Annotated in this window: 15 protein-coding genes; 9 read left to right on the forward strand and 6 right to left on the reverse strand. The window is 38.1% G+C overall.

The window, feature by feature from the left end:
- Entirely contained in the window at positions 1-765 is a 765-nt protein-coding gene (locus BMW36_RS08500) for an ABC transporter ATP-binding protein (protein WP_089740446.1), read from the reverse strand.
- Positions 766-950: 185 nt separating this feature from the next.
- Here BMW36_RS08500 and BMW36_RS08505 point away from each other — a divergent pair, with 185 nt between their 5' ends.
- Together BMW36_RS08505 and BMW36_RS08510 are read left to right on the forward strand one after the other, a co-directional pair.
- Positions 951-1517, forward strand: coding sequence for a TetR/AcrR family transcriptional regulator (locus BMW36_RS08505; protein ID WP_089740447.1), 567 nt, complete (start codon positions 951-953; stop codon positions 1515-1517).
- Positions 1518-1576: 59 nt separating this feature from the next.
- Positions 1577-4681, forward strand: coding sequence for an MMPL family transporter (locus tag BMW36_RS08510; RefSeq protein WP_089740448.1), 3105 nt, complete (start codon positions 1577-1579; stop codon positions 4679-4681).
- A 97-nt stretch (positions 4682-4778) separates the two neighbouring features.
- On the opposite strand, the gene BMW36_RS08515 is transcribed toward BMW36_RS08510, so the two are convergent.
- Positions 4779-5414 carry a FusB/FusC family EF-G-binding protein gene (locus BMW36_RS08515; protein ID WP_089740449.1) on the reverse strand — a complete coding sequence of 212 codons (636 nt, stop codon included), beginning with the start codon at positions 5412-5414 and terminating at the stop codon, positions 4779-4781.
- 90 nt (positions 5415-5504) lie between these two features.
- Complete coding sequence (locus BMW36_RS08520; RefSeq protein ID WP_089740450.1) at positions 5505-5768, reverse strand: CD3324 family protein; 264 nt, start codon at positions 5766-5768, stop codon at positions 5505-5507.
- 300 nt (positions 5769-6068) lie between these two features.
- Here BMW36_RS08520 and BMW36_RS08525 point away from each other — a divergent pair, with 300 nt between their 5' ends.
- From BMW36_RS08525 to BMW36_RS08545, 5 genes are all read left to right on the forward strand, one after another.
- On the forward strand, positions 6069-6770 hold the full coding sequence (locus BMW36_RS08525) for a polyphosphate polymerase domain-containing protein (RefSeq protein WP_089740451.1): 702 nt from the start codon (positions 6069-6071) through the stop codon (positions 6768-6770).
- 19 nt (positions 6771-6789) lie between these two features.
- On the forward strand, positions 6790-7479 hold the full coding sequence (locus BMW36_RS08530) for a DUF4956 domain-containing protein (RefSeq protein WP_089740452.1): 690 nt from the start codon (positions 6790-6792) through the stop codon (positions 7477-7479).
- 19 nt (positions 7480-7498) lie between these two features.
- Positions 7499-9625 (forward strand): carbohydrate-binding domain-containing protein, encoded by a 2127-nt coding sequence (locus BMW36_RS08535; RefSeq protein ID WP_175480388.1) that lies wholly within the window; start codon positions 7499-7501, stop codon positions 9623-9625.
- Positions 9626-9779: 154 nt separating this feature from the next.
- Positions 9780-10457: a response regulator transcription factor gene (locus BMW36_RS08540; RefSeq protein WP_089740454.1), complete on the forward strand. Its 678-nt coding sequence runs from the start codon at positions 9780-9782 to the stop codon at positions 10455-10457.
- Positions 10444-11886, forward strand: a complete 1443-nt coding sequence (locus tag BMW36_RS08545; protein WP_089740455.1) for a HAMP domain-containing sensor histidine kinase — start codon at positions 10444-10446, stop codon at positions 11884-11886. Before BMW36_RS08540 ends, BMW36_RS08545 begins: the two co-directional genes overlap by 14 nt.
- A 50-nt stretch (positions 11887-11936) precedes the next feature.
- Here the strand turns inward: BMW36_RS08545 and BMW36_RS08550 are convergent, their stop codons facing one another.
- Together BMW36_RS08550 and nrdD are read right to left on the reverse strand one after the other, a co-directional pair.
- The gene (locus BMW36_RS08550; protein WP_089740456.1) at positions 11937-12590 is read right to left on the reverse strand and encodes a 4Fe-4S cluster-binding domain-containing protein; all 654 of its coding nucleotides are present in this window, start codon (positions 12588-12590) and stop codon (positions 11937-11939) included.
- 1 nt (position 12591) lies between these two features.
- The gene (nrdD, locus tag BMW36_RS08555) at positions 12592-14538 is read right to left on the reverse strand and encodes an anaerobic ribonucleoside-triphosphate reductase (protein ID WP_089740457.1); all 1947 of its coding nucleotides are present in this window, start codon (positions 14536-14538) and stop codon (positions 12592-12594) included.
- Positions 14539-15235: 697 nt separating this feature from the next.
- On the opposite strand from nrdD, the gene BMW36_RS20185 reads away from it, so the two are divergent.
- Positions 15236-15433, forward strand: a complete 198-nt coding sequence (locus BMW36_RS20185; protein WP_139180304.1) for a hypothetical protein — start codon at positions 15236-15238, stop codon at positions 15431-15433.
- 299 nt (positions 15434-15732) lie between these two features.
- Here BMW36_RS20185 and BMW36_RS08565 read toward each other — a convergent pair whose 3' ends face one another.
- Positions 15733-16671 carry a nuclease-related domain-containing protein gene (locus BMW36_RS08565; RefSeq protein WP_175480389.1) on the reverse strand — a complete coding sequence of 313 codons (939 nt, stop codon included), beginning with the start codon at positions 16669-16671 and terminating at the stop codon, positions 15733-15735.
- An 82-nt stretch (positions 16672-16753) separates the two neighbouring features.
- Between BMW36_RS08565 and BMW36_RS08570 the strand changes: the two genes are divergently transcribed.
- Complete coding sequence (locus BMW36_RS08570) at positions 16754-17110, forward strand: nuclear transport factor 2 family protein (RefSeq protein ID WP_089740460.1); 357 nt, start codon at positions 16754-16756, stop codon at positions 17108-17110.
- The last annotated feature ends 1 nt before the right edge of the window (position 17111 follow it).

The following is a 17111-nucleotide window of genomic DNA, read 5'->3' on the forward strand; positions in this document are numbered from 1 at the left end:
TTACGCCTGATCTAAGCTGCTGAATTCAGCTAATACATTTAGAATTTGCTGGTGAAAAGCAGCTTGATCTTCCGTGCGGCGTATTTCTTTATAAATTGTGCCATCCTGTATAAATAAAATCCGTTCACAGTAACTGGCGCTTAATGGATCATGGGTCACTAACATAATAGATACACTATGATGCCTGTTTAAATGTTCCATAGTCTCCATTAAACTGCGGGCATTTTTTGAATCGAGCGCTCCGGTAGGTTCATCAGCTAATATTATTGCAGGTTCGTGAACAAGTGCTCTAGCGGCTGCCGCTCGTTGTTTCTGTCCTCCGGAAACCGCAACAGGGTATTTTCCTAATATGGATTTAATACCAAGTTTATCAGCAACCTGATGGACTAGTGGCCTTATGTTCTTTGATGCCACTCCCTGAAGAGATAATGGTAATGCAATATTTTCATAAATCGTTAAGTTCTCCAATAAATTAAAATCCTGAAAGATAAATCCGAGTTCTGCTGAACGGAAGTCAGCTAATTCATTTTGTTTCATCATTGTGATGTCTCTTCCGGCAATTTCGATTTTCCCTGAAGTTGCTTGATCTAATGTTGATACTACATTTAATAGCGTTGTCTTCCCTGCACCAGATGGACCCATAATACCGACAAATTCACCTGGATAGATGTCAAAAGAAACACCATCGAGTGCTTTAAAGCTGTTCTCAGATTTTCTTCCGAATATTTTTTCAACATGGTCGACATGCACTACTGGTTTTGTCATAATTAAATACCTCCTGAAATGTTCATTCGCTTATGGTAACATTGTAATAACAACAGGCAGGAACACCTATTGATTTTTCTTTCAATCAGCTTACAATTTTGTAAGGTAGCAATCTTTATTGACTTTTATTTAAAATTGTCTATAATAAGTGAATGAATATTCATTCCGGATAGGGAGGCGAGAATATGTCTAAAAATAAACAAGAGGATATTTTTCAGGCTGCTATGGAACTGTTTGGTAAAAGGGGTTATGATGGGACAACCGTACCGATGATAGCAGACAAAGCTAAAGTAGGAGCTGGAACTATTTATCGTTATTTTGAAAATAAGGAATCTCTCGTTAACGCACTTTTTGTAAAGTGTGTGGAACAGTTTTTTGATGCAATCCGCAAAGATTTTCCTCAAAATTCTGAAGTCAGACAGCAGTTTAATCATATCTTCAGGAGAATGTTTGTTTTTGCCAAGGATAATAGTAATGCATTGCAGTTTATTAATTCACATGATGAAGGATATTATTTAAATGAGAAAAGCAATCAAACCTTTCAGGATTTTCTCGGATTCTTCCGCAATGTAATCGAGGAAGGGATTGACCAGGGAGTTATCCGTCCTCTGCCAACGAATGCACATATCGCTATTGTATATGGGGCTTTTGGTATGCTGTTCAGTCATATTCAGTCAGGCAGGATGGAAGAAACACCGGAATTGTTAAATGAATTGGAAGAAAGCTTATGGAATGCTATCAGAGTCAATTGATTCTGTAGCTATATTTAAATAGGAATGAATATTCATTCCTGAAGAAAGGTGAAAATTAAATGCACAAATTTAAAAATTGGAGAAGTATTTCTTTTTTACTATGGATAGCAATCTCTGTCATAATGCTAACCACAATGCCGAACATGAATCAGTTAGTCCAGGAAAAAGGACAAATAACTATTCCCGATACTGCACAAAGTTCTGTAGCAAATGAAATGATAATAGATATGCATGAAGATGGCGGCGAAAGTTATGGGATAATCGCAGTTTTTCATAGCCGAAGTGAAGCAGCACTGACTGAAAAACAGAGAGGTGAAATTGCTGATACCATTAACAAGCTGTTAGAACAACAAGAAGAACTTGGTATTACGGAAATTTTAACACACTTAGATAGTGAAAAAATGGAAGAGCAGCTTGTCTCAGAGGATGGAACGACTATTCTGGCACAAATTTCTGTAAATCAAAATGTTGGAGAAATTGACGAGGTTGCTGATTCATTAAATAAAGTAATCGATACAAACGGGGTGGAAACTTATTTAACAGGAAGTGAATTAGTAAGTAATGATTTTGCCAATTCCACTCAGGATGGTGTGAAAAAAACTGAGATTATTGCAGTGATCTTTATATTAGTTGTATTAATTATTGTTTTCCGTTCACCAATTGTACCAATTATCTCGCTATTAACTGTCGGGGTGTCCTATTTGGTCTCAATGGGTGTAATCGCACAAATTGTAGATAAATTCGATTTTCCTTTTTCTAACTTTACCCAGGTGTTTGTTGTCGTAGTCCTGTTTGGTGTAGGGACAGATTATAATATTCTTCTTTACACCAGGTTTAAGGAGGAATTAAGCAGGCAAAATAGTGCCTATCATGCAGCTAAAGTAACCTTTAAGTCTGCAGGAAAGACCGTTTTATACAGTGGGCTGGCAGTATTGATTGGATTCTCCTCATTAATCCTTGCTAATTTCTCTCTATATCAGGCGACATCAGGGGTAGCGATTGGTGTTGCTGTATTGTTACTGGTATTAACAACATTAAATCCATTCTTTATGGTTTTATTAGGAAAGAAAATGTTTTATCCGATCCGAAATTTTAAAGGACATGGTGAAAGCCGACTATGGGGATTTTTGGCGAAAAATACCATTTTGCGACCGTTTCTCGCCGTTATTCTTGTACTTGTGATCACTGTTCCCTTCATTTTTAAATATACTGGAACACTTAACTTTAATGATTTGTTTGAAGTAAATGACAAGTATGAATCCAAACAAGGAATTAATGTGATTGAAGAACATTTTCCACCAGGGTTTTCTTCACCTGGGACATTAGTTATCAAGTCTGATGACAAATTGAATCAAGCAAAAGCTATGCAGACAATTGATGAATTAACTGAAAAAATTGCCAAGTTGGATGGTGTAGCAGAAGTATATTCGGCAACACGTCCAACTGGTGATAAAATTGATGAATTATATATAGATAAACAGGCAAATGAATTAGGCTCAGGGATCGATGATGCGAATAATGGAATAGGTGAAGTGAATAATGGATTATCATCGGCACAGGACCAAATGAGCAGTAATAAGACAGAAGACCTTGCCAATGTGCAGAAGTTAATTGATGGAACGAATGAATTGGAAACCGGAGTGGTGAGTTTAGGTGAGGCAATAGCACAGTTGACAGAAGGATTTAATGGCGGGGTGACTGGTGCAGAGAGTCTTGAAACAGGATTATCAACCGTTCATGATAATGTAGAAAAGTTATCTGGTGCCACTTCTCAATTATTGGATGCTTACAGCCAGTTAGAAACAGGGTTGAACAATTACAGCGAGTACTTTGACAGTATGGCACAGGCTATTGATGGCGCCATTTCGGGTTATAACCAGATTGAATTATTAATGAGTGGTTTTGTTGAAGCAAATCCCGATATGGCAAATGATGAGAGTATTCAACAAACGATTGGCATCGCAATTTCTGCTCAAGAACAATTAAGTGAATTAGCAGAACAGTTGGAGCAGTTATCGATACAACATCAAACGGTTATGGCATCTTTTGCGGAAGCAAATGGCTCGCTGTCAGTTCTAAATGACGGGCTTATCCAGTTGCAAACTGGTGTGGAGGAATTAGAAACAGGGGCTACCGAATTAAAAGAGGGTCTAAGTAAAGGAGCGGAAGGCTCAGGACAGATTGTTGGAAAAACTGGTGAACTTCAGGCAGGTTTAACGCAAATTAATGATGGCCAGACGCAACTGTTAACTGGTTTAAGCAGCTTACAAGATAAAATGGCTGAATTGCAAACTGGTTTGGTTGCAAGTACCGATGGTTTAGCAGAAATTAGTGATGGACTAAATGATGCGGAAAGTTATTTAAATGATTTAAGTGAATCGAATAGTAGTGAAAAATTCTATATTCCAAAAGAAGTGTTAGAGGGAGAAGAGTTCCAGGAATCTTTAGACACATACATGTCGGATGACCGGACGATAACAACCCTTAGAATTATTCTGGATGTTAATCCTTATTCAAGAGAAGCAATGCCAATTGTTGCGAATATTAATAATTTGGTTGAAACACAGCTTGAGGGTACTGAGCTTGCTGATGCGGAAGTTGCTATTGCAGGAACTACCGCTACGAATGCTGATTTAAAAGAAATAACAGAACAGGATTTTCTCAGAACAGCAACCATCATGTTGATTGGGATAACACTTGTATTGATGTTAATCACATGGTCGGTCTCCCATTCACTATTTATTATTGGTTCATTAGTTTTAGTTTACTTTACATCACTTGGAATTAGTGAACTAATCTCTACGCACCTTTTAGGTGTGGATATGTTAAGCTGGAATGTGCCTTTCTTTAGTTTCATTATGATTATTGCATTAGGGGTAGATTACAGTATCTTTTTAATGATGCGCTATAATGAAACAGACGGAGACCCGTCAACAAAAATACTGGAGGCATCTCGGCATATAGGTGGTGTAGTATTATCCGCAGCACTTATCCTTGGTGGGACATTTGCTGCACTGATTCCTTCAGGTGTATTGACACTAATTCAAGTCGCTGCTGTAGTAATTACAGGGTTAGTCCTGTTAAGTATAGCGGCAATGCCAATATTACTGCCAGGCTTAATGGAAGTAACAAATAAATTAAAATTGTTTAGGAAGAAAAAATAAATGAGGAGGTCCCGATAAAACAGAATACCAATATCCGAGCGTTCGGATCAACATCATCTGATCGCTCGGAAAAATTGTGGTTAACCTAATTGACTGGTTACTTCAAATTCTCTAAGAAATCATGCAATTTATCTTTACTTTTCAGGTTGTGATTACATACAGCACTATCTTTACAAATATAATTTCCTTTTTTGGAATATGTCCCCCGCATTTTTCCTTTTTTCTCAATCGTAAATAGTGAAACTTCCTCTAGCCCATTACAAATGGAACAGATCCCTTTATGGGCAGAGGGTTCCAAAAAACCGGAAATCCCAGCTAATTTATTCTCTTTTGGAATGAGCATATAAGTTCTATTCGTTCCCAGGTCCTCCCATCGGAGATAGACCGTTTCTTTTAAGTCGACCAGATTCAAATCAGGCTGTTTTAATTTTTTCACTTTGGGAAAAGCCTTTTCCACCGTTTTTTCAGAAACTAAAGGAAACGGTATAACAAACTGTTTCACGTATTGAAGGAAACTCTCATAGTCTTCTCTATCCTGAATAGATTCCATTTTAATCAATACTTGCTTTTGTTCATCCGTTAATTCATCAAATAGATTCATCGTTCGTTCAATTGACATTTCCCTGACTGCGTTTACCACACCTTTGTCAGTTGAGTTTGCTTTTGCTTGCCCAATTGTACGTGCTTGTTCCTTAATATAATTAAATTGATCTGCTTGTATAAATGCTTCCATCTTTGACACCCTTTCTGTTTATTATTGTAACAAATCCCAACAAAAATGCTATGGCAAGAATGTATCTAAAACATTCCTGCCATAGCGATTCTATTTTTTGTATACAATTTTTTTAATGGTCTCGATGGAAAGTGCGTATTCGTCAGCTAAATGATCAATTAAGGCACCTTTACGAAAAGCATTCCTTATTTGTTTATTGCGTTCATCGTAATATTGCCGATTTCCGGAACGGCTTCCCCAACTTTGCCGGTCAGATTCTCTTTTGGGTATATAAATCATTTCCCCCTGAATATATTCCTGTAACCTTTCCAACAACTCTTCCGGCAATACCTCATGTGCTTTCACATATTTCATAATTGGCCAGCTCCTTATATTATTCTTTCTATAAGGGCAAAGCCTAGTTTGTAATAAGGCGATCTCTACATTTGGCCCATACAAAGTATCGCCTTAACTTCCAGGCTCTGCATGGGCAAGCAATAACTCTGGCAATGAGAAACAAATTGCCATAACCAACACCTCCATTTTATTTAATTTTACTCCATCGAACCGTAAATGTGGAGTTTCTGTGTAAAACTTAACAAAGAATTTACTTGACATCTTCCTGACGTATTTCTCTTGTAAAGTATATTTTGTAAGCGAAAGGGGGAAGAAATAATGCCTATTCAAAGCTCCTTTAACCCAAAAGGAAGGCAAGAGATGAAACATGCTATTTCTGTTGCAGAATACAAAGTATTACGAAATAAATTACGTCATTTTATGCAAATAGATTCTAATGCAGGTGCTGACGGAAAATATTACATTCGTTCTGCTTATTTCGATAATTTCGAGAATAAAGTGCTAACAGAGAAAAAAGAAGGCTATCTGGATCGAGATAAGTATCGGGTAAGAATTTATGGGAAAAGTGATGAAACTATTAATCTCGAAAGAAAAAGTAAGAGAAATAACCTTACGTTTAAATCAAAATGTCAGATTTCAAAAAAAGAGTATGAGAAGATGCGGGCAGGTAAGATTGCCTGGATGGAAAATGATCCACGTCCGCTGATCAGAGATTTATACTTCGAAATGTACTACCATCAGATCAGGCCTGTGACAGTAGTCGATTATGTAAGAGAACCGTATATTTATCCATTTGGAAATGTCCGGGTCACATTTGATCTTAAAGTTCAGACAAGTATAAGAAATACAGATATGTTTCGGATAAATCTGCCAATGGTTGATGTGCTGGAAGGTCATCTTGTTATATTAGAGGTGAAATATGATGAATATCTACCGGAAGTAATTAAACACTTGCTTCAACTATCAGATACGAGACAGGAAGCATATTCCAAATACCAATTAAGCAGAATGTACATTTAAATAAAAGGAGAAGAAAAAAATGAATACAGAAACAACAAATTTTTCAGATATATTTAAATCCAGCTTTTTAGAGAATACTGCATCTTTCTCAATCGTTGATGCATTACTGGGCTTAGCAGCCTCTTTTATCGTCGGATTGTTTATTTACTTTATTTACAAGAAAACATTTAATGGAGTGATTTATTCCCACTCTTTTAATATCTCACTCGTGATAATGACAATGGCTACATCTCTTGTCATTATGGGAATCAGTCAAAACGTGCTGTTGTCACTCGGTATGGTTGGTGCATTGTCAATAGTTCGTTTCCGTACACCAATTAAAGACCCGATGGATTTAGTTTACTTATTCTGGTCAGTAATCGCAGGTATTTTAAGTGGAGCCGGTTTTATCCTTTTGGCAGCAATTGGCTCAGCGGCTATCGGTCTTATCATTGTATTGTTCGCTAATAAAATCAGAGTGGAAAATCCTTATTTATTAGTGGTGAAATATACGGACGATGAAGCAGGAACTGAAGTAGAGCAATTAATACAATCATATGCAAAAAAATTCAGCTTAAAGTCAAAATCTATTATGCAAGATAGTGATGTGGAAGTAACTTATGAAGTCCGCGTGAAGGAGAATGATAGTCAGATACCTGCGGAAATTTCAAAAATCAATAGTGTTCAGTCTGCAGTTATGTTGAGCTATGATGGAAACTTTACAGCGTAATCGGAAAGGAAGAGGTAGGATGCTTAATCAAAAATTGAAAATAATCTTTCCTTTTCTCAGTTTGATCATTGTCTCTATGATTATCTTAAATGGCTGCAGTAACAAAGCAGCTGAAGAGATTAATGTGGTTAACAGTATCGTCTCCTATGACGGAGACGATACATATACAGATTGGGAAGAGGATGAAGCAACATATATTAATTTGGATGAGAATGATATTACGGTGGAGGACAATAATAGTATTTTAGTAAATGATAATCAGATAGAAATCCATACATCTGGAACATATGTATTGGAAGGAACATTAACAGATGGACAAGTTGTCGTAGATGCAGAAGATGATGGTACGGTCCGTTTAATTTTAAATGGTGTAACGATGGAGTCAAGCACCAGCTCACCGATTTATGTGAAGCAGGCAGAAAAAACAGTTATCTCTATAGAAGAAGGGACTGAAAACTATTTGTCTGATGCTGCAGAATATATCTACTCAAGTGATGAAACAGAGGAACATTCGGCAGCCATTTACAGTAAAGATGACCTTACAATAAACGGTGCAGGAAATTTGACAGTAGAAGGGAATTTTAATGATGGAATTACAGGCAGAGATGTTCTGAAAATAGTTGGAGGAACAATTAATATCACTGCAAAAGACGATGGAATCGTAGGGAGAGACATCTTTGCTTTAAAAGATGCTGATATCACCATAACAGCACAAGGTGATGGAGTGAAATCAAGCAATGATTCTGATGCAGATAAAGGAAATGTTGTATTAGAGAATGGTTCATTGACGATAGACGCTGCGGGTGATGGAATTCAGTCAGAAAATACCGTTACAGTAGTTGAAGGTGAATATAATATCACTGCAGGAAGAGGAAGTCCTGAGACAATAGAAGTGCAAGAAACAATGGGTGGTGGATTTGGTGGCGTAAGAAGAGGGGATTTTTCAGCTGAAGATGGAGAAATACCTGAAGAGTTTCAGGATGGCGAACGTCCAACCCCACCTGCAGGAGAAGGAATGATACCGCCTGAAGGTATGGAGGCAGGTGAAGTACCGGAAGCTTTTGCGGAAGGAGTACCGCCGACAGGAACATCAGGTGAGGAGCAGTCATCAACTGAACAGACGGAAGGTGATATTTCGACTTCTACTGATTCAACAGATGAGGGAACAACAGAAACAGAAGAAACTCCGAGTACAAAAGGGATCAAAGCAGTGAATGAACTGACTGTTTTGGGAGGAACAATTTCCATCGATTCATATGATGATTCAGTGCACAGTGATTTAGATGTTATCATTGAGGGTGGAACAATGGAAGCTTCAACAGGTGATGACGGAATTCATGCAGATGGTAATGTCACCGTTGCAGGTGGTAATATTGCGATAACTAAAAGTCTCGAAGGAATTGAAGGAACTGACATTAGTGTAACGGATGGCAAGGTTTATGTTACAGCAGAAGATGATGGGTTTAATGTAAGTGGAGGAAGTGACGGTTTAGAGATGGGCCAAATGGATATGGATGCAACGAATTCCACCACAGCTGAATTAGAATCTACAACAGAAGAAAGTGGCCAGTTATTAATTGAGGGTGGTTACATTTATGTGAATGCCAATGGAGATGGACTGGATTCAAATACGAGTGCAACAATGACTGGTGGTACAGTATTAGTATACGGGCCAACCAATTCAGGGAATGGAGCACTTGATTATAACCAATCATTTGATATAACTGGCGGGACTTTGATTGCAGCTGGAAGCAGCGGTATGGCACAAGGCGTTTCTGATACATCCAGCCAGGCAACCGTGATGATGACATTCTCTGAAATGCAGGAAGCTGCAACATCCGTCTCTATCACAGACAGTAATGGAAATGAAGTAGCGGCTATTGCCCCGGAGAAAGAGTTTCAAATGCTTCTTATTAGCAGCCCCGACTTAGAGCAAGGTGAAACTTATACTGTTTCAACAGGCAGTGTATTTACTGGTGAAAGTACGGATGGACTATATATAGATGCTAATCCTGAGGGCGGGACTGATATTGTCGAATTCACGGCAGAAAATGTCATGACATATGTAAATGAATCAGGAGTTACAGAGCAATCCGGCGGGATGCAAGGTGGCTTTGGAAGAGGTATGGCAAGACCAGGAGAATAGATAAAGATGAGACGTTTCCTGTATCAGGAAGCGTCTTATTATAATTTAGAAAACAACACAGATAACCATCCACCTTTGTCCTCTAACATCCTCTCGACATATTTCTATGTTAAAATAGCAATTGATAAGTTGAAGGAATTGGAGAGCGCGAACAATGGAAAAAATTCTGGTTGTTGAAGATGAAGTTGCGATAAGTAAGGTTTTGCAGGCATATTTAAAAAAATCCGGTTTTGAGATAGAGATAGCAATGGATGGTGTGACAGCATTAAATAAATTTACAGAAACTAAACCGAAATTAGTTTTATTAGATGTAATGTTACCAGGAAAAGATGGCTGGCACGTTCTAAAAGAAATCAGGAGTATGAGTGAGTGTCCTGTCATTATGCTAACAGCTTTAAGTGATGTAAACTATCGCTTAGATGGATTAAACGGGGGAGCAGATGACTATATTGCCAAGCCATTTTCGGGGGAGGAAGTGGTTGCAAGAGTACATGCAGTCTTACGCCGTTATGAGAAGGGAGATCGCCCGATCAGGCGTTATGGTCATTTGCAAATTGACCATGAAGCTCATCGGGTAGTCCTCCATCAAAAAGAAATTGAATTAACACCAAGAGATTTATCGTTATTAATATTTTTATCAGAGAATCCAAACAAAACTTTCACGAGAGAACAGCTAATTGAACATGTATGGGGCTGGGATTATGATGGTAGTGACAGGGCGGTCGATTTATCAATTAAACGACTAAGAAAAGCTCTAAAAAACTGGCCGGAAACAGAAGGAGAAATAAAAACACTTCGAGGAGTGGGGTATCAGTTAAGTGTTCACGAATAATAAAAAAATACCATTACAACGTTATTGGACATCACGTTTTTTGTTAACATTAATTATTGGGTTGGCAATAATAGCAATAGTATCTGCTTTTTGGATCAAGCATACAACTTTGGAAAATCGTCTGAGGATTATGGAGTTTATGGCAGAAGAAACGGCGAGAAGGATTGCTAATATGGATGAAGAAGAGTTGCCTCCCGGCATGGATATGCACCGCTTTTTAGAAGGTGAGGGCAAATTTTTTGATATGGAAGGAAAGCCTAGTATTTACGTAACAGATACAGATGGGACAATTATCTATGAAAATTTACGGGAAATGCTGGAGAATGAACAAATACAACCATCACTGATAGATAATGAGGAAGAAGTTCAGAAAGTTAGCGGTAATGATGTGACTGGTGATTTTTATGTCATTAAAAAACCGATTGAAGAAAATGAAACAATTAGAGGCTGGGTTTTTTATATAGAGTATAAAGAAAAGCTGGCAAAAGTAGATCAGGCATACGGTCAATTAACAGTGATGATCATCAGCCTGCTCATTTTAGGATGGATTGCAATATATATTCTAGCTGGACGATTAGCCAAACCGATTAAAGAAGTAGCTAATGCAGCTAAACAGATTGAAGAAGGAGATTACCAAATTGAACTTTTAAATGAAGCAAAAGAAGAAGAAGTCGATACTTTAATTCAATCTTTTAAAGAAATGGCGCAGAAGCTGGAAAAATTAGAAGCGTTAAGAACGGAATTACTGGCTGGTGTATCACATGAGTTAAAAACACCAGTAACTTCCATCAGTGGTTTATTGAATGCAGTAAACGACGGAGTAGTGGAAGGGGACGAAGCGAAGGACTTCCTGGAATCATCTATTAAGGAAACGGAAAAAATCAAAAAAATGGTTGAGGATTTACTTGCTTTTAATACCTTTGCAGCAAATGCTGTTCCGGTCTCCATCGATAATTTTTTAATCAATGATCTTATTAAAGAGTCTGTGAGTTTATGGGAGAAATCACAAGGCAAGGAGTCTGCAACATCAATTGAGATGAGTTTACTTCAAGATGATTTAGAAGTAGAAGTTGATCCGGTCCGTTTCCAGCAGATTATGACTAATTTGCTCAATAATGCGACTCAGGCAATGTTGGAAAATAAGCAAATTAAGATAGCAGTTACTTCAAGTGAAAATAAAGTCCTTATCGATGTGATGGATAATGGGATGGGAATCCCTGAAGCGGACCAGCTGTATATTTTTGAACGTTTTTACCGTGGAGACAATAAGAAACACAAAGTCGGCGGACTTGGCTTAGGATTGCCTTTTAGCAAAATGATCGCACAAGTACTCGGCGGAGATTTAGTTCTGATAAAAAGTGATCAGACAGGAACGGATTTTCGGGTTATTCTTCCTGTTTATTCCGGAGGTGGAAATGAGGTATTTTAGGAGAGCATGGGAGGAAGATACCATGCTCTTAATTGATATGAAACGTTTCATTAAGGATGCATAAATTCATTAAGGAAATAAGGTACACTACTTCTAAAATGATCTTTTCTTTCTTCAACATAATTTCTAATCTCATCAAAAAAGATATCTGCTAAAATAGGATATTTTACTGTCCGAATCTGATCTATGGAAGAGTTATGTTCAATTACATGATCAATACTTAGAAGCAGTTTTTCTATCAGTCTTCTGTTTGGAGTTATCCCCATAACATCCCGGAAGATTTGCTTGTCATTTTCTGCGTTTAATACGTGATAAGGCAACTTCATATCGATGTGAAAACCGTCTGCTAAGTTTTCTGTTAGCAGTTTCTTTATCTTATCAGGATATACTCCACATGTAGTTATAATAATCTTACCGTTAAAAATATTACGGACTTGCTGGAGCAACTTCTCTATCTCACTCACTTTATCTATTAAAAATTCCCCGCCGCTAAACATGATAGCATCAAAGAGAAATCCGCTTTTTTCTAAATAATTGAGCAATTCTTCTTCGGTTTTATACTGTTTTGGTGTATTGGCGACGATTTCCTCATAGTTATGGCAGCCATAACAATGCAGTAAACAGCCTGAAAGGGAATGAACAAGCAATGTTGTGTGATCTGGTAAGTCAGTAAATGTCCGGATAAAATTGTTATAAAACTTCACCTTATCTCACTCCATGTGAAAAGGAGATTTCCTTTTCTTTCAATCGCTTCCGCTCATTCCAATCATGTCTTCTTGCCTTTGACCAGAAATTATATTTTCCTTCGTAGTAACCTTTTTCATTTACTGCGATATTATTTCTGGCAATCATTTTTAAATAACCAATCACACGACTAAATGTAGCAATATCTGTTGATTCACAGGTTGGGCATGCATTAACATTTTTTGCATCCTCAGCGATAATCTTTTGTCCGCAGTCCATGCAAGAAGTTATTGTTGGAGTTAATGTAATATAGTTGATCGGTTTTTGAAAGATTCTATCAATATAATGAGCGAGTCTTTCTGGAGAAACCTTTGCTTCCAAGAAGTGGTGGAGGACACTTCCTGATGTCGCATATCCCTGAAACTCTGCACTGTTTTCTAACTGGGCCAAGAAATCCTCTTCAGAAAATGGTGTCATACAGCCACTTGTTAAATAAGGGTTTTCGCCTTCACCCTGTGTGAATATTTTTCTACCATTCTTCTCTGCCCATTTTTTATCGTGTCTCGCTAATTTGATCGCAGCATTTTCTGCTGGCGCATATTCTATGCCGCAAGCTACTTTGTCCCGGATAATAAAATGGTTCACAATTTTCGTCATGTATTGCATTAATTCATGCGCAACCAGTTTTCCATGAGAATCTTTTATTCCATTTTCATAGCCAAGATTAATTAAACCTTCATGCATCCCGGTAACCGCAAAAACATTGAAATAGTTTTTCAGATTATGATTATATGAGAAAAATGTTGGGAATAATTCTTTATTCTGCTCAATCCATTTTCGTTTAGCCATGTGGGCATCCTGCATCACTTCCATGAATTCTGCCATTTTTTGTTTTGCTAAAGATATATCGTCACCATACTCGATTAAGAGGCGATTCATATTCAGGTTGAGGACTTGGACGGCACCAGTTGAACCGGTAGATGAACCGAAAATACCTCCTCCAGCCTTTGATAATGTTTCTAGATTAATTTGCAGGCGACAGCATAAGCTTCTGCTGACTTCTGGATCCTTCGGCTGAATCATTGGGTTAAGCTTTTTGTAATAAGCATCCTCAAAAGGTTTAGATTTGAAATTCTCAAAATAAACACCGCCCCAGTTATACATCTTATCAAGCAGCTCAAGGAACATCGGATTATTATAATTGAACTCATCATCGATTTGCACGGTTAACAGCGGGAAGGTAAATGGAATGCCGTCACTGCCTGTCCCTTCGCTCATTACATCTATAATGGCCTGGTTGATGTAATCAAAATATTCACAAGGAATATCCTTATATTTTATCGGTTTTGGTACACCGCCAATCACGACATACTCCTCTTTTATTTCTTCAGACGGTTTGCCAAATTCCAGCGTAATATTAGAAAAGCTGCTTTGGGCCCCTGATCTAAGTGGCATATTTAATTCCCAAATAAGACTCTGGAACATTTGTTTAAGCTCGTCTTTTTCATATGTATGGTTGTGGAGTGCTTCATCATGTAAATAAGAAGCAGCTATTGTTGATAATTGTGCGAGCATTACAGCCCCTGATACTTGCTGGGATATGAGTGTAACAACATTACTGAAATGTCTTAATAAGATGGATAACCGTTTTGTTGGCTTTGATGTAATCATGTTTTTTGCAAGAGTAGGAATCCCCTTCATTGCAATGTCGAGACAACTAATGGATACGCAATACGGAGCAAGTTGTTTATCGTGCACATATACTATTCCCTCGTCATATAGTTCTTTTATTCTTGGTGGCAGAACGTTTTGAAATAAAAACCGCTCCTCTGCGTAATTGTTGAGATTGTGTCTAAGAAGTGGCAGAGAATAAACGTAATTACTATTTTCCCGCTTCAGGTAGTCTGCTTTTTTATCCTCTGAAGCTGAGGTGAATTTCTGGATAATCTGTTCACTATTTTCAAACATAATATAACTCCTTCCTGTTTTCTGTGAATTTAATTTAACACAATATATTGTGCGTGTATGTGATAGATATCACTATATGTGGTTTTGGAGCTGGGTGTAGATAGTTAGAAGTTTTGCAGAAGAGCGTGGTGGGAGTTGCAAAAAGAGTAGGTGAAACGCAAGAAGAGAGCGAAAGTTGCAAGAAGAGCGCTGAAGTTGCAAGAAGAGCGCTGAAATTGCAAGAAGAGCGCTGAAATTGCAAGAAGAGCGCTGAAATTGCAAGAAGGGAGCGGAAGTTGCAAGAAGAGCGCTGAAATTGCAAGAAGGGAGCGAAAGTTGCAAGAAGAGAGCGAAAGTAGCAAGAAGAGAGCGAAAGATGCAAGAAGAGAGCGAAAGTTGCAAGAAAAGCGCTGAAATTGCAAGAAGAGAGCGAAAGATGCAAGAAGAGCGCTGAAGATGCAAGAAGGGCGCTGAAGTTGGAAGAAGAGAGCGGAAGTTGCAAGAAGAGAGCTGAAAGTTGCAAGAAGAGAGCGAAAGTAGCAAGAAGAGAGCGAAAGATGCAAGAAGGGCGCTGAAATTGCAAGAAGAGCGCGAAAGTTGCAAGAAGAGCAGGTGAAGTTGCAAGAAGAGCGCTGAAATTGCAAGAAGAGAGCGAAAGTTGCAAGAAGAGCGCTGAAATTGCAAGAAGAGAGCGAAAGTTGCAAGAAGAGCGCAGAAATTGCAAGAAGAGAGCGAAAGATGCAAGAAGAGCGCAGAAATTGCAAGAAGAGAGCGAAAGATGCAAGAAGAGCGCAGAAATTGCAAGAAGGGCGCTGAAGTTGCAAGAAGAGAGCTGAAATTGCAAGAAGAGCGCAGAAATTGCAAGAAGAGCGCAGAAATTGCAAGAAGAGCGCTGAAATTGCAAGAAGAGCGCTGAAATTGCAAGAAGGGAGCGGAAGTTGCAAGAAGAGAGCGAAAGATGCAAGAAGAGCGCAGAAATTGCAAGAAGAGCGCTGAAGATGCAAGAAGAGCGGTGAAGATGCAAGAAGAGCGCAGAAATTGCAAGAAGAGAGCGAAAGATGCAAGAAGGGCGCTGAAATGCAAGAAGGGAGCATAAGTTGCAAGAAGGGAGCAAAAGTTGCAAGAAGGGAGCAAAAGTTGCAAGAAGAGAGCGAAAGTTACAAAAAGAGAACAAAAACTGCAAATAGAGCACGAATTTGCAAAATGTAATAACATTTATTTTTTTTGAATTAGAGGGGATAGATCATATCTTCTAAATTTATATCCCCCAGTTGATGGCAGCTCTAGCTGATTCAACATTCTGCTGGTTGTATATACGGAATCCAGCTGTAAGAACCACTTTGCTTGTTTATTATTTATCATATTGCCAAACAAGTAGTAAAAATCTTTCAATGCAGAGATATGAGCTTGATGGTCTCTAAACTGGCATTTGCGGCAAATCCATTTTCCGTAATACCATTTCATTAAAACAGGTTTGCAATTGGGGCAAAATACGCCATTCCTTATAGAGCGGAAGTCTGTAATAAAGTCATATTTCCTGTCTTGATGAAGTGAGAGAAGTTTTTTTCCTAACCCTCGTAATTGATCAATTGATAATATGGGATCACGGAACATCTTACTCAATTCCGTTAATCGAAAAGGTAATCTCTGGAGAGGGAGCATGTCTTCATGGTGGAAGGAAAGATGGGCTTTACGATGCGTAAATGCTACTAATGTGTAAATTGGGATGGGCGGGTAACCTAGCTGATTTAATAAAGAGGTTAACTGCTGTTTTTGCAGTTCTGCCTGTATTAAGGGGTGATCATAAATACTTTCTTCTTCCGAATCTTTCAGCTGAATGAGCTGATTCGCTTCATTGAAATACAGCTTTCCTTTAAGGTGTTTTGCTTCAAGGATCAATAGGAAGGTACGGAATAATAGCAAACTATCCATTTGAAAAAAATGTCCATTGTAAGGAAGTCTTAATCCATAGAGATCTTGATGAGAAGGAAGTGTAGCTAAATCAATAAAGTAAGGTAAACTGGATTCTCCAAGAAAACCTGCAAGTTCTTTTCCATATGCTAAAATTCTCTCAGGTTCCAGCTCATGGGAGCGGGATTGCAAAATTTCCAAGTGGCTTAGGTGGGGAGTTTTTTCAGGGGATTTTAAAATCAAAAACATCTCTCCGATCTTTTTTCCATATTATAACACAGGGCTTGGATATGATATACTAAAATCAAAAATGGGAGTGAGATAAATGGAAACAGAAAAACAAGCTTTTTTCCGTGAGTTTAACGAAGCATTTGTAAAAGGAGATACAGATCTCATTTTATCAAGTGTGACTGATGATATTACATGGCGTATGGTCGGAACAGATACGATTAAAGGAATCGATGCATTAAGAGAAGCATTGCAGGGGATGGAAAGCAGTAATCAATTCGAACTGGAAATTGAGTTTATGATTACAAATGAGAAAGAAGCAGCGCTCAATGGATTGATCCATTCAACTAATCGGGATGGCGAACAGCGACATTACAGTTTTTGTGATATATATCGTTTAAAGGAGAAGGATGGAAAAATAAACGAGATTATTAGTTATGTTTTAGAGGTATAGG

Source organism: Gracilibacillus ureilyticus (assembly GCF_900111195.1).
In the GTDB taxonomy this organism is placed as follows: domain Bacteria; phylum Bacillota; class Bacilli; order Bacillales; family Amphibacillaceae; genus Gracilibacillus; species Gracilibacillus ureilyticus.

What these genes read in the sequence shown, in the direction of transcription:
- BMW36_RS08520 (WP_089740450.1), bottom strand. Translation starts at nt 5,768, where the DNA reads ATGAAATATGTGAAAGCACATGAGGTATTGCCGGAAGAGTTGTTGGAA.
- BMW36_RS08525 (WP_089740451.1), top strand. Translation starts at nt 6,069, where the DNA reads ATGCCTATTCAAAGCTCCTTTAACCCAAAAGGAAGGCAAGAGATGAAA.
- BMW36_RS08500 (WP_089740446.1), bottom strand. Translation starts at nt 765, where the DNA reads ATGACAAAACCAGTAGTGCATGTCGACCATGTTGAAAAAATATTCGGA.
- BMW36_RS08515 (WP_089740449.1), bottom strand. Translation starts at nt 5,414, where the DNA reads ATGGAAGCATTTATACAAGCAGATCAATTTAATTATATTAAGGAACAA.
- nrdD (WP_089740457.1), bottom strand. Translation starts at nt 14,538, where the DNA reads ATGTTTGAAAATAGTGAACAGATTATCCAGAAATTCACCTCAGCTTCA.
- BMW36_RS08530 (WP_089740452.1), top strand. Translation starts at nt 6,790, where the DNA reads ATGAATACAGAAACAACAAATTTTTCAGATATATTTAAATCCAGCTTT.
- BMW36_RS08540 (WP_089740454.1), top strand. Translation starts at nt 9,780, where the DNA reads ATGGAAAAAATTCTGGTTGTTGAAGATGAAGTTGCGATAAGTAAGGTT.
- BMW36_RS08510 (WP_089740448.1), top strand. Translation starts at nt 1,577, where the DNA reads ATGCACAAATTTAAAAATTGGAGAAGTATTTCTTTTTTACTATGGATA.
- BMW36_RS08535 (WP_175480388.1), top strand. Translation starts at nt 7,499, where the DNA reads ATGCTTAATCAAAAATTGAAAATAATCTTTCCTTTTCTCAGTTTGATC.
- BMW36_RS08570 (WP_089740460.1), top strand. Translation starts at nt 16,754, where the DNA reads ATGGAAACAGAAAAACAAGCTTTTTTCCGTGAGTTTAACGAAGCATTT.
- BMW36_RS08505 (WP_089740447.1), top strand. Translation starts at nt 951, where the DNA reads ATGTCTAAAAATAAACAAGAGGATATTTTTCAGGCTGCTATGGAACTG.